At 33.7% G+C, this 16,399-nt stretch carries 13 protein-coding genes; 10 read left to right on the forward strand and 3 right to left on the reverse strand.

Annotation, left to right across the window (positions count from 1 at the left end; translation table 11 throughout):
* Nucleotides 1–182: 182 nt before the first annotated feature.
* A complete protein-coding gene (locus FLAVO9AF_RS09915; protein WP_159687827.1) occupies nt 183–1,430 on the reverse strand; it encodes an ABC transporter permease in 1,248 nt (415 codons plus the stop codon).
* A gap of 164 nt (nt 1,431–1,594) precedes the next feature.
* Between FLAVO9AF_RS09915 and purH the strand changes: the two genes are divergently transcribed.
* The 6 genes from purH (at nt 1,595) to rodA (ending at nt 8,784) form a co-directional block, all read left to right on the forward strand.
* Entirely contained in the window at nt 1,595–3,121 is a 1,527-nt protein-coding gene (gene purH / locus FLAVO9AF_RS09920) for a bifunctional phosphoribosylaminoimidazolecarboxamide formyltransferase/IMP cyclohydrolase (RefSeq protein WP_159687829.1), read from the forward strand.
* A gap of 44 nt (nt 3,122–3,165) precedes the next feature.
* Nucleotides 3,166–4,194: a rod shape-determining protein gene (locus FLAVO9AF_RS09925; protein ID WP_159687832.1), complete on the forward strand. Its 1,029-nt coding sequence runs from the start codon at nt 3,166–3,168 to the stop codon at nt 4,192–4,194.
* A gap of 63 nt (nt 4,195–4,257) precedes the next feature.
* Nucleotides 4,258–5,085, forward strand: a complete 828-nt coding sequence (mreC, locus tag FLAVO9AF_RS09930; RefSeq protein ID WP_159687835.1) for a rod shape-determining protein MreC — start codon at nt 4,258–4,260, stop codon at nt 5,083–5,085.
* Nucleotides 5,078–5,584, forward strand: a complete 507-nt coding sequence (locus tag FLAVO9AF_RS15700) for a rod shape-determining protein MreD (RefSeq protein ID WP_236552308.1) — start codon at nt 5,078–5,080, stop codon at nt 5,582–5,584. The genes mreC and FLAVO9AF_RS15700 overlap by 8 nt, the downstream gene beginning before the upstream one ends.
* Entirely contained in the window at nt 5,581–7,533 is a 1,953-nt protein-coding gene (gene mrdA, locus FLAVO9AF_RS09935; RefSeq protein WP_159687838.1) for a penicillin-binding protein 2, read from the forward strand. Before FLAVO9AF_RS15700 ends, mrdA begins: the two co-directional genes overlap by 4 nt.
* A 15-nt stretch (nt 7,534–7,548) precedes the next feature.
* Complete coding sequence (gene rodA, locus FLAVO9AF_RS09940; protein WP_159687841.1) at nt 7,549–8,784, forward strand: rod shape-determining protein RodA; 1,236 nt, start codon at nt 7,549–7,551, stop codon at nt 8,782–8,784.
* Here rodA and FLAVO9AF_RS09945 read toward each other — a convergent pair whose 3' ends face one another.
* A complete protein-coding gene (locus FLAVO9AF_RS09945) occupies nt 8,785–9,633 on the reverse strand; it encodes a DNA/RNA non-specific endonuclease (RefSeq protein ID WP_236552309.1) in 849 nt (282 codons plus the stop codon).
* Nucleotides 9,634–9,673: 40 nt separating this feature from the next.
* Complete coding sequence (locus tag FLAVO9AF_RS09950; RefSeq protein ID WP_159687844.1) at nt 9,674–11,926, reverse strand: carboxy terminal-processing peptidase; 2,253 nt, start codon at nt 11,924–11,926, stop codon at nt 9,674–9,676.
* Between the two features lie 182 nt (nt 11,927–12,108).
* Here FLAVO9AF_RS09950 and surE point away from each other — a divergent pair, with 182 nt between their 5' ends.
* From surE to FLAVO9AF_RS09970, 4 genes are all read left to right on the forward strand, one after another.
* Nucleotides 12,109–12,888, forward strand: a complete 780-nt coding sequence (gene surE, locus FLAVO9AF_RS09955) for a 5'/3'-nucleotidase SurE (RefSeq protein WP_159687847.1) — start codon at nt 12,109–12,111, stop codon at nt 12,886–12,888.
* On the forward strand, nt 12,881–13,156 hold the full coding sequence (locus tag FLAVO9AF_RS09960; RefSeq protein WP_159687850.1) for a hypothetical protein: 276 nt from the start codon (nt 12,881–12,883) through the stop codon (nt 13,154–13,156). Before surE ends, FLAVO9AF_RS09960 begins: the two co-directional genes overlap by 8 nt.
* 42 nt (nt 13,157–13,198) lie before the next feature.
* On the forward strand, nt 13,199–14,311 hold the full coding sequence (gene lpxB, locus FLAVO9AF_RS09965; RefSeq protein ID WP_159687853.1) for a lipid-A-disaccharide synthase: 1,113 nt from the start codon (nt 13,199–13,201) through the stop codon (nt 14,309–14,311).
* Between the two features lie 142 nt (nt 14,312–14,453).
* Nucleotides 14,454–16,394 carry a ComEC/Rec2 family competence protein gene (locus FLAVO9AF_RS09970; RefSeq protein WP_236552310.1) on the forward strand — a complete coding sequence of 647 codons (1,941 nt, stop codon included), beginning with the start codon at nt 14,454–14,456 and terminating at the stop codon, nt 16,392–16,394.
* Nucleotides 16,395–16,399 lie beyond the last annotated feature (5 nt).

Below are 16,399 nucleotides of genomic sequence, written 5' to 3' on the forward strand. Positions count from 1 at the left end.
AGTTTCAAGAACAGAAACAGAGTGTAGAGGTTGAGTTTTTAAGCTAAAAAAAGCATTCTCGTTAATTCCAACAAGAAGGCTTTTGATTTATTATAATGCTTTCATCTTACAATCTAAATGCAGCTTTTACTTGGTCTACAAAATCAAGACTATTCAATCATCAAAAAACTATTAAATTCCATTTACATCCCTGTTCGAATCGCCTCAACAGGGTCTAAATTAGCAGCTGATATTGCAGGCAAAATTCCAGATAGCAACCCAATAAAAGCTGCAAGACTTGTTCCCAACAGAATATTTCCAAATCCTAGGACAAATTCAAAATCTAAAGCGTTGGTCAAAACTAAGGCAATAATCCAAACAAAAAACAATCCAATTAAACCTCCAATTAGAGAAAGGATTATAGCTTCGAATAAAAATTGAAATAAAATAAATCGGTTTTTGGCTCCCAAAGATTTTTGAATTCCAATTAAATTGGTTCGTTCTTTTACAGAAACAAACATAATATTGGCGATTCCAAAACCACCAACCAATAAAGAAAAACCACTGATAATCCAGCCAACCACATTCATTTGTCCAATAATTCCATCGATAAAATCTGTAAACCCAGAAAAAACATTAATGAAAAAGTTGTCAATTTCACCAGCCTTCAAACCTCTAAAAGCTCTTAATTTTTGAATAATTTCTCCTTTATAAGCTTCCATATCGACTCCTTTTTCTGGTTTTAAAATAATTACGTTCGTCAAACCATCATTATTGTCTCCATACAATTGACGAACAAAATTCACAGGAATAAATGCTGATGTATCATCTTCATCAAAAATTCCAGAACCCTTTTTCTTTAAAACACCAATTACATTGAAACGTTTACCATACAAACGGACGGTTTTACCAATCGGATCACTTCCTTCAAATAACGATGTCGCAATTTCATCACCCAAAACAATTACTGCCGCACCAGAATTAGCTTCGGATTCATTATAAAAACGACCTTTTTCAAATTCTAATCCTTGGATATCAATAAATTCTTGTGAAACAGGAACAATATTCACATCACTAACAGTTTTTGACTCATGCTTAATAGATTCCCTTTTGGTAAAAATCTGATACGCCATCTGCTCTGTATCGGTCATTGCCCCCTTCATATAAACGTATTCGTCATATTTTACATTTGGGAATTGTTCTCTTTTCCATTGAGGTATTTCGCTTGGCCCAAAAGAAAACTTCATCAAGTAGATTGTATTTTTATCCAAACTACTCAAGTCTTTCGATATTTTTCTGTCTAGAGAATCTACCGCAGCCAGTACTGCAATTATCGAAAAAATACCAATAGTTACACCTAGTAAGGAAAGTAAAGTCCTTAATTTATTTGCCAACAATGCATTCATTGCAAAGCTAAAACTCTCTTTCAATAATCGAAGATATACTACCATAGACTTAAAAATTGTGTTAGCGTAAAATTCATTAAATTTAATTCAAAAACCTAATTAAAATACTACTCCCATAAGTACGAATTTAAATAAAAATGTTACAGCATTTCCTGTGATTTTATATATAAAAATTAACTATTTTTGCACTTTCAAAAAAACTACTACACATGAGCACTACTAAAAAAATACAATCGGCCTTAATTTCAGTATTTTCAAAAGACGGATTAGAGCCAATTGTTAGAAAATTACACGAACAAAACGTTGTTTTTTATTCTACCGGAGGTACCGAAGAATACATTAAAAATTTAGGCATTCCTGTAATTCCTGTAGAAGATGTAACTTCTTACCCATCTATCCTTGGCGGAAGAGTAAAAACTTTACACCCAAAAGTGTTTGGTGGTATCTTAAATCGTCAAGACAACGAAAGTGATGTGCAACAAATGAAGGAATATGAAATCCCTCAAATAGATTTAGTAATTGTTGATTTGTATCCATTTGAAAAAACGGTTGCTTCTGGAGCAAGCGAAGCGGATATTATTGAAAAAATTGATATTGGTGGCATTTCATTAATTCGTGCTGGTGCCAAAAATTTCAAAGACACCGTAATTGTTTCATCAATGGACCAGTATGGTTTGTTTTTAGACATGATTACAAATCAAAATGGAAGTACAACATTAGAAGATAGAAAACTTTTGGCTACAAAAGCATTTCATGTTTCTTCTCATTATGATGGAGCCATTTTCAAATATTTCAATACTGACGAAACTATATATAAAGAAAGTATTCAGAACGGTCAAGTACTTCGTTATGGAGAAAACCCTCATCAAAAAGGATTCTTCTTTGGTGAATTTGAAACTATGTTTAACAAAGTTCACGGAAAAGAGTTGTCATACAACAACTTACTAGATGTTGATGCAGCAGTAAACTTGATCAATGAATTCAAAACTGACGGACCAACTTTTGCCATTTTAAAACATAATAATGCTTGTGGCTTAGCAACTAGAACCTCAATCAGTGAAGCATATAATGCAGCTTTGGCATGCGACCCAACATCTGCTTTTGGTGGTGTTTTAATTGCAAATGCTACAATAGACATCGCAACAGCTACAGAAATAAACAAACTATTCTGCGAAGTTGTAATTGCACCTGCTTATGACGCAGAAGCTTTGACTATTTTACAAGAAAAGAAAAACAGAATCATTTTAATTCAAAATGAAGTAGCCTTACCAGAGAGACAAGTTCGTACGTGCTTAAATGGATTATTGATTCAAGACCGAAACAATATTACAGACCAAGCAGAAGACTTAAAAACGGTAACTATTACAGCTCCAACTGAACAAGAAGTTAAAGATTTGATTTTTGCATCAAAGGTTTGTAAAAACACCAAATCTAATACTATTGTATTTGCCAAAAACGGCACACTTATTGCTTCAGGTACTGGCCAAACCTCTAGAGTTGATGCTTTAATGCAAGCAGTAGACAAAGCAAAAGCGTTTGGATTTAGCTTAGAGGGAGCATCTATGGCAAGTGATGCTTTCTTCCCTTTTCCTGACTGTGTGGAATTAGCTAAAAAAGCTGGAATAACCGCTGTAATTCAGCCAGGTGGATCTATTAAAGACGAATTAAGTATCAATTATTGCAACGAAAACAATTTGGCAATGGTATTTACAGGAACTCGTCATTTTAAACATTAATTTGTTTAACTTTGTTAAATAATTTTTACAATACATAAAAACGTATGGGATTTTTTGATTTCATGACTGAGGATATCGCGATAGACCTTGGTACCGCAAACACTTTAATCATTCACAATGATAAGGTAGTTATTGACAGTCCTTCTATTGTGGCAAGAGACAGAATATCAGGCAAAATCATTGCCGTTGGTAAAGAAGCCAACATGATGCAGGGGAAAACGCATGAAAACATAAAAACGATTAGGCCATTGAAAGATGGTGTAATTGCAGATTTTGATGCTTCTGAAAAAATGATCAGTATGTTCATCAAAAGCATCCCTGCACTAAACAAAAAAATGTTTACTCCAGCCTTACGTATGGTAGTATGTATTCCATCAGGAATTACAGAAGTTGAAATGCGTGCTGTAAAAGAATCTTGCGAGCGAGTAAATGGAAAAGAAGTTTATCTAATTCATGAACCAATGGCAGCAGCAATTGGTATTGGTATCGATATTATGCAACCAAAAGGTAACATGATTGTTGATATTGGTGGTGGTACAACTGAAATTGCCGTAATTGCTTTAGGCGGTATTGTTTGCGACAAATCTGTAAAAATTGCAGGTGATGTTTTCACTAACGATATTGTATATTATATGCGTACCCAACACAATTTATTTGTTGGAGAAAGTACAGCTGAAAAAATAAAGATACAAATTGGTGCTGCGATCGAAGATCTTGAAACTCCACCAGATGATATGTCTGTTCAAGGAAGAGATTTATTAACTGGAAAACCAAAACAAGTAGAAGTATCATATCGAGAAATCGCGAAAGCATTAGACAAATCCATTCAGAGAATTGAAGACGCAGTAATGGAAACGCTATCGCAAACTCCTCCAGAGTTAGCTGCCGACATATACAACACCGGTATTTATTTAGCTGGTGGTGGATCAATGTTAAGAGGACTTGACAAACGAATTTCTCAAAAAACGGACTTACCAGTTTACATAGCTGAAGATCCTTTGAGAGCAGTTGTACGAGGAACTGGAATGGCTTTAAAAAATATTACTAAATTTAAAAGTATCTTGATTAAGTAAGCGTTTTCTTCAGTTACCAATTAAAAACATTCGCGAATAACCACTTAATTATACCATTACAAAATGCAGCAAATATTTAATTTTATTACTAGAAACAGTTATAGATTACTGTTTTTGCTGCTTTTGGGTATATCATTAACACTTACAATTCAATTTCATTCTTTCCACAGAAGCAAAGTTATTAGTTCTGCTAATGTAGTTAGTGGAAGTGTTTACAAAGAAATAAACGAAGCAAAAGAATACCTCAACCTAAGAAAAGAGAATGACGATTTAGCCTTAGAAAACGCTATGTTAAGAAGTCTTCTTTTTCAAGTAAAAGATTCTAGTTTTATGTCCAAAATCGACAGTATAAAAGGGGTAAAACCCTCTGATATAGTTGTCGCAAAAGTCATCAAAAACTCCTATAGTGTTTATGAAAACTACCTTACCCTTGATGCAGGTACCAAACAAGGCATAAAGCCTGATATGGGAGTTATCAATAGTTTGGGTATCGTTGGTATTACAGATGACACTTCAGAGAATTATGCTACAGTAGCTAGTATTCTGAATAAAAAATCCAGAATCAATGCCAAGATTAAAAAATCAAATCATTTTGGTTCATTGGTATGGGATGGTAAAAGCACAGGATTTGTACAATTAATTGACTTGCCGAGGCTAGCAGCAATCCGCAAAGGAGATACTATTGTAACTGGTGGACAATCCGTTATTTTTCCTGAAAACATTAACATTGGTACAATTGATAAAATTTATATTGACAAACAAACCAATTATTACACTTTAAGCATTAAGTTATTCAATGATATGACCAACTTAGGACATGTTTATATCCTTAAAAGTAAAGGAAATATTGAAATGACTCAACTAGAAAACCAAAGAAAGAAGGATGAATAGCACGTTAATTGTCAATTTTTTCCGTTTTATATTATTGTTAGCAATACAAATTATTGTTTTCAATAATATGAATTTTTATGGCTACATAAGTCCTTTCCCTTACATACTCTTCATAATTTTATATCCTGTAAACGGTAACAAAACAGCGCTTCTGGCCTCAAGTTTTATACTTGGATTGCTTCTAGATATGTTTACAAATTCTGGAGGAGTTCACGCAACAGCATGTCTTATTCTGGCTTATTTCAGACCATTTATATTTAAATTCTCTTTCGGCTTAAGTTACGAATACCAAACCGTAAAATTAAATGATGTATTGACCCCTGAACGCTTCTCATTCTTATTAGTCGCAATACTATTACATCATATTGTATTATTTACCTTAGAAGCTTTTGAATTTAGTTTTATTCTAGAAGTACTTCTAAGAACTTTATTGAGTTCCGCATTTACATTGTTATTAAGCATAACCATTATCTATCTTATTAAGCCAAATAAACGATGAGAAAAGTCTTGTTGCCTGCTTTAATAATTATCGCAGCCGCTCTGCTTGTACTTCGAATTTTCTATCTTCAAATCATTGATGACACTTTTAAACTAGAGTCAGAAAACAATGCTATAAAGATAAAATACGATTATCCCGAGCGAGGATATATCTATGACCGTTTTGGAAAACTCCTAGTGGCCAACCAAGCTTCCTATGATATTATGGTGATTCCAAGAGAAATCAACAACTTAGACACTTTAGAATTTTGTCAACTTTTAAATATTCAAAAAGAGGATTTCATAAAGAATATTGAAAAAGCTAAAGTATATAGTCCGAGGCTGCCATCTGTATTTTTATCACAGTTAAATAAAGTAGAATTTGCTGCATTCCAAGAAAAAATAAGAAACTATGAAGGTTTCTATTTCCAAAAAAGATCATTAAGAGACTATGAAGCCGATTATGGCGCCAATATTTTTGGCTTTATTACCCAAGTAAACGACAACATCATTAAAAAGAATCCTTATTACAAAAGTGGGGATTTAATTGGAAAACAAGGTGTCGAAGAAAGCTATGAAGAAATTCTAAGAGGTGTCAAAGGAGTCACCTACATACAAAAAGACAAATACAATCGTGAAATTGGTTCCTACAAAGAAGGCCGCTTTGACACTGTAGCGGTGCCAGGTAAAGACATTACCTTAACCATTGATGCCGAAATCCAAAAATATGGAGAACAATTGATGGTCAACAAAAGAGGTGGAATTGTTGCCATAGAACCAAAGACTGGAGAAATTCTAGCATTAATTACAGCACCTTCTTATGATCCTGGTATTTTGGTAGGAAGACAACGTTCTAAAAACTACACCAAATTATATCACGATTCAATTGCAAAACCACTATATGACAGAGGTTTACTTGCAGAATACCCTCCTGGATCTCCTTTCAAAATTATGACTGGACTCGTAGCGCTTCAGGAACAAGTAATCGACGAAAATACAACTGTGGCTTGTCATCACGGATTTAGCTATGCAAGAGGTCGCTTTATGCGTTGTCACTGTAGAGGTGGACTGCTCCAATTGCACCGTGGAATCTATGAATCTTGTAATGCCTTTTTTGGAACAGCATATATGAAAACCATTAACAAATATGCTAAACCAAGCTACGCTGTTGATGTTTGGAGCAAGCACGTAAAAAGTTTTGGTTTAGGGCAGTTTATGGGATATGACTTACCAACAGGCCGTCGAGGAAAAATCCCGACTTCGGAAACCTATAAAAGAATGTATCCAAACGGGGGCTGGAGAAGTACAGCTATTGTTTCAAACGCTATCGGACAAGGAGAAGTCCTAATGACGCCTATTCAATTGGCTAACATGATGGCTACCGTTGCGAATGAAGGATATTATTACACTCCTCACATCATTAAAAAAATTGCAGGCACCACTATTGATAAAAAATTCACAACCAAACATGTTACTACTATAGACAGAAGTCACTTCAAACCTATTATTAGTGGACTTTTTGATGTTTATAATATGGGAACAGCCGCCGGTTTAAGAGTCGAAGGAATTGACATTTGTGGAAAAACAGGAACTGCCGAAAATTTTGCAAAAATTAATGGTGTTAGAACTCAGTTAAAAGATCACTCTATTTTTGTGGCTTTTGCTCCAAAAGACAATCCTAAAATTGCTATCGCTATTATGATTGAAAACGGTGGATTTGGTTCTACTATCGCAGGGCCAATAGCGAGTTTGATGATAGAAAAATATTTAAAGAAAAAAATCACAAGAACGGATCTTGAAACTAGAATATTAAATACAAGTTTACAAGGTCAATATGCCAAATTGGGAGGATTAAATGAAGATGTAAAAAGAGAATTAAGAATTAAAGACTCTATTGCCCAACTCAAGTTAAAAAAACAAAATCCAACACCTACTGCAGTTGTTAAAAAAGACAGTACTAAAAAAAACTAAATCATTTGTACGTAAATGAAAAATCAAAGTATAACAAATAATATAGATTGGATATGTGTTATTATATACATCCTGTTGGTTGTATTAGGATGGCTGAATATTTACTCCTCATCTTTATCTTCTGAGGAAGGAACTTCCGACAAACAACTTATATTTATATTATTTGCAATTCCGTTGATTTTTACTGTACTCTATGTAGACGGTAAATTTTACGAGAAATATGCCTCAATTATTTTTGTGGTCTCTTTGATCTCATTATTAGGATTATTTGCTTTTGGTAAAACAATTGCAGGCCAAAGATGTTGGTATGCCATCGGTAGTTTTACTTTACAGCCATCAGAATTTGCAAAAGCAGCCACCGCGCTTGCTTTAGCGAAATACCTGAGTGATCCACAAATCAATCTCAAGGACTTAAACAGACAATTTCAAGCATTAGCCATAGTCTTCTTGCCTGTGTTACTAATCTTACCTCAACCCGACCCAGGAAGTGCTTTAGTATATAGTATTTTTATAATTGTACTTTATAGAGAAGGATTACCTGCTTGGTATGTATGGACAGGTTTTTCAGCAATTTTACTATTTGTTTTAACTTTAGTTTTAGAAGCATATGTGGTTATTTTATTGGCTGCATTAGTGCTTGTTGCCATTCATTTCAAATCTAGATTAGCTGATAGAAACGTTGTTAAAAGTGGAATTTTACTTTTATTAATTTCAGGATTTGTGCTATCCGTAAGTTATGTTTTTGACAATGTATTCAAACAACACCATAGAGACCGTTTTAATATTCTACTTGGTAAAGCCGTAGATATGAAAGGAATTGGATACAATACTAATCAATCAGAAATTGCAATTGGCTCTGGAGGATGGTTAGGAAAAGGGTTCTTAGAAGGAACACAAACTAAAGGAGGTTTTGTACCTGAACAACATACTGACTATATATTCACTACTGTTGGCGAAGAATGGGGTTTCTTAGGCTCTACAGTTGTGATTTCACTCTTTGTTATTCTCTTATTACGTATCATTTATTTAGCAGAAAGACAAAAGACAAAATTTAGTCGTGTCTATGGCTATTCTGTTGCTGCCATTTTATTTCTTCACTTTTTTGTAAATATTGCAATGGTTGCTGGAATTTTTCCAACAATTGGTATCCCGTTGCCTTTCTTTTCTTATGGAGGTTCTGGATTATGGGGATTTACCATTTTGCTTTTTATATTCATTAAAATGGATGCCAATAAGGTTAACGAATGGTAATCAATTAAAACTCCAGTCCTTGTAATTACTCGATTTTTCTAATTGATTTTCTACAACATCAGGAAGTTGATAAAAAAAATCAATACCTGTTAGTTGCTCTATTTTGTCTACCGAGACTACAAATTCATACAAAGGCCGTTTACTTTCATCATTAGGAATTAAAAAAGCAATCATTCTATATTTTCCTTGGTATTCATCTAAAACTATTTTATAGAAATAATTGGGCACTGCTACTTTTTCTTTACCAATAGTTTTCAAATTGGGTTGCAAAACACCTGCAGTCACAACATACAAGCCATCATATTTAACCGCCCAATAACGTATTTTTTCTTCCAATCGATTCCAGATACCACTATTGAATTCGTGTGCTTGTGGAGCTATGTTTGACGTTAAAAAGGTAGCTTCATAAGCTCCTTTATTAAACTCTCTATCAGCAGCCGGACACAAATGCCCTTTATCATAGCCTGAGTTTTTATAATTACGCCAATCGGCAGATTCAGTTTTCACTTTTTTGTCTTGAATAAAAAATGGACGCTTAAAATTGGCATTAACAACTTGATCCTTTTTTAACTCATAAGCAACCCACTCCGCCTGCTCATACTTTTCATTATAAGACAACGTATAAAAATCATGATAAACAATTGCATTGGTGGTAGATTTAGGAAGGAAATTTAGTTGCCCTTTATTGAATTGAAATGCATCAAATGAAGAAAAAGTTACCTTTTTTTCAAGAAAATCGCAACTCTCTTTCGCGTCATTACTAAATAAAAATGAAGTAATAAAAACAAACAAAACTAAAAACTTACTATACACCATAATCCGAAAAGTAGTATATAAAAAAAGACTCAAAATTATTCATTTTGAGTCTTTTTTTGAAATTGCTATTAATTTAAGATTTAACTAATTTGCCATTCATCGCTTTAGAAGGCATTGATTTCACTATCGTCTTTGATTGTAAATCATCAAGAACATTTAATGCTTCCTCAACATAAACATCCTTTGACAAACTTTCATGCCATCTTTCTCTTTTTTCTTTTAGTGTAGGATCTTTTTTGTATTCTTCTTCTTCGTAAGGTAAAGAAGTAAACTTCAATTGATTTTTATACTCAAAAATTGGTTTATATTTTTTAGCTGTTTCTTCAACACTATTTTGTACTGCTCTAAATTTATCGATATTTAAACTATAGGTATTTTCATTACTCTTGCTGTCAATCCATTTTGCGTTTTCTTCGATTAATTTAAACTGAGGATTTTCAGCAATTCTAGCTTTACTTCTAGCGATAGCTTTATCAAAATTTTGAGCGTTTTTCCATTGTGTAAAAGGAGCAGCGTCTATTTTATCCCATGGCATTGCATTATCAACATCGCGTTCACCCATTTTTAAATAAGCATAACGATCTGGCATTACTACATCACTACTAACACCTTCACGCTGAGTAGATCCTCCATTGATTCTATAAAATTTTTGAGTAGTAGTTTTTAAAGCTCCCAAATCACCTACCGAACTATTTCTCACAAACTGATTTAAATCAATAACATTTTGAACTGTTCCTTTTCCGTAAGTTTGCTTGCTTCCAATAATAATTCCGCGTTTGTAATCTTGAATAGCAGCTGCTAGAATCTCTGACGCAGAAGCTGAAAAACTATTCACCATAATTACTAATGGACCATCCCACTCTATTTTTGGGTCTGTATCATACAATATTTCCTTTTTCTTACCAGAAGACTTAACTTGAACAATTGGACCTTCATGAATAAAAAGACCTGCGATATCAACAACGGTAGATAGTGAACCTCCTCCATCGTCTCTAACATCTAAAACAATTCCATTGACTTTAGCTTGTTTTAAACGTTCAACTTCAAGGGCGATATCTTTACCAGCATCACGTCCATCACGATTTTCAAAATCAATATAGAATTTAGGCAAATAAATTACTCCATAACGCAATCCATTTTTCTCAACTACGCTAGATTTAGCATAAGTTTCTTCGATTTCAACGATATCTCGAACAATAGAAATATTTTTAATTGTTCCATCCACTTTTTTAACAGTCAAACGAACAATAGTTCCTTTAGGCCCTTTTATTTTTTTAACCACATCATCTAAACGCATTCCTACCACGTCAACAGGTTCAGCACTACCCTGCCCCACTTTCAAAATAACATCTCCAGCTTCTAGTTGGCGACCTCTCCACGCTGGACCACCAGAAATCAATTCGCTAATTTCAGTAAAGTCATTTTTCTTTTGCAAACGAGCTCCAATTCCTTCGAGTTTACCACTCATACTTACATCAAAACGTTCTTTCTCTTCAGGAGCAAAATAGCTTGTATGTGGATCAAAACGAGTCATAATTGAATTGATATACACCGTAAACCAATCATCTCTTGTCAATTCTTTTATGAAACCAAAAGATTCATCTAAAGACTTACCAATATTCACTCTGCTTTCTGCTTCTAATTCTGCAAAAGTCTTGATTTTGATGTTTTTATCTGCTTTCAAATTTGCATCCATACCCAAGTCTGAGCTTAATTCTTCAGCTTTTGTGGCTTCAGTAGTTTCAGTTGATTTGGTTTTAGCCTCTTGCATACGCAAACGCTCTGTAATTGAAGACAGAGCAGATAACTTCATTTGCTTACGCCATCTGTCTATTAATTCTTTATTGTTTTTGGCATACGGCATTTTATCATAATCCGTATCAAAGCTTTCATCTATGGTGAAATCATTAGGCGTTTCTAACAAGCCTTTATAGATTTTTTTACTTTCTTCCATACGAACCATTAAACGAGAATACGTCAACTCGAAAAAGGTTAATTCTTTATTGTTGATTTGATCGTCTAAATCCAATTCGTATTTAGCAAATTCATCGATATCTGATTGCAAGAAAAAGCGTTTAGAAGGATCTAAGGCCTGGATATAATCTTTATACACCCCTTTTGAAAATTCGTCATCCATAACCGCTGGATCATAGTGCCCTTTTTCAATTACAAAAGTCAACAACTCCAACAAAAGTCTGTCTTTTTCGGGGTCTTCTGTGTTCTGCTTCGAACCATTTATTTTAAAAGCAAACAAGGCACCTGACAAGCACAAAATGGCAAGTACAATTTTAAAATTCTTTTTCATATAAGTAATAATTGCATTCATCAATCAAAAGTGTAATTTATGTAAAGATAAAGCCAAGAAACATAGCCTCTTTATAAATTTTTGTTAAAGATATAAAAATGTTGATACGATTTAATTTTTATAAAAAAAGTTAACAAAAAAAAGGTTTGAGCTACTTTTTAAGACAAAGCGCTAGTATATTTGTGCATCTTTAAAACTTAAAAATGGCAGCCAAAAAACCACTAATATTGATTACAAATGACGACGGAATTTCAGCTCCTGGAATCCAAGCCTTGATTAGTGTAATGACTCAAATTGGAAATGTTATCGTTGTTGCTCCAGACAAACCTCAGAGTGCAATGGGACACGCCATCACCATCAACAGCACTTTATATTTGAATAAACTTTCGAAAGAGGGCGATGTCATCACCCAATACAGCTGTTCTGGAACTCCAGTAGATTGTGTAAAAATGGCGACTAATGAAATCTTGAAACAAAAACCAGATTTATGCGTTTCAGGCATCAATCACGGGTCAAATTCATCAATTAATGTCATTTATTCAGGAACTATGAGTGCGGCTGTTGAAGCTGGCATCGAAGGTATTCCTGCCATTGGATTTTCGCTTTTGGATTATAATTGGGATGCTGATTTTTCACCCATTTTGTCTTTCGTAAAAAAAATAGCCCTCGAAACCCTAGAGAAAGGTCTTCCAGCTGGGGTTGTTTTGAACGTCAATTTTCCAAAATTAGAAGAAAAAGAAATTAAAGGCATCAAAATTTGTCGACAAGCCAAAGCACAATGGGTGGAAAAATTCGATAAAAGAAAAACACCTTTCGGAAAAGAATACTATTGGCTAAGTGGTGAATTCATCAATCAAGACAAAGGCGAAGATACTGATGAATGGGCTTTAGAAAATGGATATATTTCGGTAGTACCTGTTCAATTTGACTTGACAGCACATCACACAATACAACAACTCAACACTTGGAATTGGAATGAATAAGATAGATTTATTGTACGGCTTTATTATCGGATTAGCAGCTTCACTGCTAGGCTCTTTTTTGTTTATGACTTTTTTCACAGACTATGAATTTATTGAAGGAGTCGGAATATTAAAATCACAAGGCTATTTAGGAAAACTAATCACGGTTGGCTCTTTATTAGATTTGGCAGCATTTGGGATTTTACTTAAAATGAATAAAGAATTGATGGCTCGTGGTGTCGTTTTGGCTGTTTTTGTACTGACCATTGCAACAATTTTTACGCTATAAAAGGTTTTCTATCTTTGTAACACAATCAACATCCCATCAACTATGAAATACTACATCATTGCAGGAGAAGCTTCAGGAGATTTGCACGGTTCTAACTTGATGAAATCAATTTACCAAGAAGACCCAACTGCCGAAATTCGTTTTTGGGGTGGAGACTTAATGCAAAAAGTTGGTGGCACTTTAGTAAAGCACTACCGAGATTTAGCATTTATGGGATTTGCTGAAGTGGTTATGAATTTAAAAACCATTCTCAACAACATCAAAATATGCAAAACCGATATTCTCGCCTTTCAACCTGATGTCATAGTTTTTATTGATTATCCTGGTTTTAATTTGAGAATTGCCAAATGGTCAAAAGCCTTAGGGTTCAAAAATCACTATTATATTTCACCACAAATTTGGGCTTGGAAAGAAAGCAGAATTAAGGAAATTAAGAGAGATATTGATAAAATGTATGTGATTCTTCCGTTTGAAAAAACATTTTACGAAGACAAACATCATTTTCCAGTTTCCTTTGTAGGCCATCCACTTATAGATGCCATACAAGCGCATCCCGTAATCGATGATGCTACTTTCAGGAAAGAGAACCAATTGAACCATTTACCAATTATTGCGCTATTGCCAGGTAGCCGCAAACAAGAAATCACCAAAATGCTTAGCGTTATGCTTAGCGTAGCCGATGATTTTAAAGACTATCAATTTGTAATCGCAGGAGCGCCAAGTCAGGAATATTCTTTTTACCAACAATTCATTACTTCAGAGAATATTAAATTTTTATCGAACAAAACCTATGATTTGTTGCAACACGCTACGGCAGCTCTAGTTACCTCTGGAACAGCAACACTTGAAACGGCATTATTCAAAGTACCTGAAGTGGTTTGTTATAAAGGAAATTGGATTTCATACCAAATAGCCAAACGCATCATCACTCTAAAATACATTTCCCTTGTCAATTTGATTATGGACAAAGAGGTCGTTACTGAGTTGATTCAAGACGATTGCAACACCAAACATATTGCATCAGAATTACAAAAAATTCTAGACCCTGAACATCGAAAAGTTGTCCAAGAAAACTATACTATACTTGAAGAAAAATTGGGAGGAAAAGGAGCAAGTAGTGTTACCGCAAAATTAATTGTAGCCGACTTAAAATAATTTAACAAACACTATTTCTTACTAAAATTTGTATTTTAGTAGTATGAATGTGTTACAATTCCCACTTATTAAAATTACAATTGGATTTATTATAGGTCTCATTACGGCTTATTACATAAGTATATCCGCAAATTTTGCATTTGTGTTTATACTAATGGCGTTTGGAATTGTACTCTTAGCAAATAAATTCACTATTGCTACAACAAAGAAAAACTTAGTATTTGAAGCCGCAATTCTATTCCTTTCATTTGCTGTAGGAATAGGTATTTTAGTAACTCATACCGATAGTAATCGCAAAAACAATTATTCAAATCATCCGACAGTTTATGAAAAAGCAAATTGGATTGAAGTTGTTGTCAGAGAGAAACTCAAAAGTTCACCTCAAAACAATAGGTATATTGCTTACGTTCAAAACGTAAACAATCAAAGTCTCGAAGGCAAAATTTTAATTACAACCCCAAAAACCAACAATACCAAAGAAATTGTAGTTGGGCATAGACTGAGATTTAAGACCAAATTGATAAAAACTGAAAAACCTAAAAACCCCAATCAGTTTGATTACTCAGCTTATCTCAAAAATAAACAAATTTACGCTCAAGCCTTTCTTCCAACAGAAGACATACACTATCATCAAGCACTTATAAAAGATGTTTGGTATTATAGCGCTACTTTAAGAAACACCATTGTGACTCATCTTGAACAAAGTGGGTTTGACAAAAAAGCTTTGCCAGTAGCGATGGCATTACTATTGGGACAACAACAAGATATAGACCCCAACATTACAAAGGATTATCAATACGCGGGTGCTGTACATATTTTATCTGTTTCTGGATTACATATTGGCTTTATAGTACTGTTCATCAATTTTTTGATGCGACCGATACCCAATACTCAAAAAGGAAGATTCCTTAAGCTATCCATCTCTTTACTTAGCTTAGCGCTTTTTGGTGTTTTAGCAGGATTGGCTCCCTCTGTTGTTCGTTCTATCACAATGTTTTCTTTTGTTGCCATAGGACACTATTGGAGACGAAGCACGAATATTTATCATACTCTAGTTGTTTCAATATTTTTAATACTATTATTTCAACCCTACTTTTTATTCGATGTAGGCTTTCAATTGAGTTATGCAGCTTTGTTTTTTATTGTTTGGCTACAACCAATGTTGGCAAATTATTGGACACCTAAAAACAAGATTCTACAATTCTTCTGGGATATTATTACGGTTTCTTTTGCCGCACAACTAGGAACATTACCGTTAAGTGTTTATTATTTTCATCAATTCCCTGGGTTATTTTTTGTAACCAATCTATTAGTGTTACCGCTATTAAGTGTCATAATGCTTCTTGGGGTAATCGTAATGACAATAGCTGCTTTTTCAGCCTTGCCTATTTGGTGTATCAAACCTTTAGAATGGGGCATTACAGTAATGAATTCAATAATTCATTGGGTAGCTTCGTTTGAAAGCTTCATTTTTACCAATATTCCAAGTACGTTTAACTTAATGCTTGCTTCTTATTGCTTACTAATAGCGCTGGTTTTATGGTGGAAAAAGAAAACCTTTAAAAGAACTGCACTTGTATTATCAACAATAATTGTAGTTCAAATAATATTTATAAAAAACAAACTAGATTTCGGTAATAGTAAAGAGTGGATTGTACTGAATACTTCAAAAAAAACGATTATTTGTCAACGAATAGGCAAAGAGATAGAAGTCATTTCGAATGACCTTCCAAGTAATGAAATTCAAAAAAATATGGTCTTGCAAAATTATGCAACTGGAACATTTAGTGGGATTACAGAACAAAGTCCTTTAAAAAATGTAGCCTATTTTAATGGAAATCGCATTCTTATTTTAGACAGTAGCAGCGTTTATTTTCCAAATAAAGCAACAGATGTTTTACTATTAACAGCTTCACCAAAAGTAAATTTAGAGCGTATCATAAAAAACAATAGACCAAAGTTAGTGGTTGCAGATGCTTCCAATTACAAATCATTGGTAAACTTGTGGAAACAAACCTGTAATCAACAAAAAATCCCTTTCCACTCAACTCGTGAAAAGGGATATTTTTACATTAAAGAGTAATTATC

Source organism: Flavobacterium sp. 9R, assembly GCF_902506345.1.
GTDB lineage: Bacteria > Bacteroidota > Bacteroidia > Flavobacteriales > Flavobacteriaceae > Flavobacterium.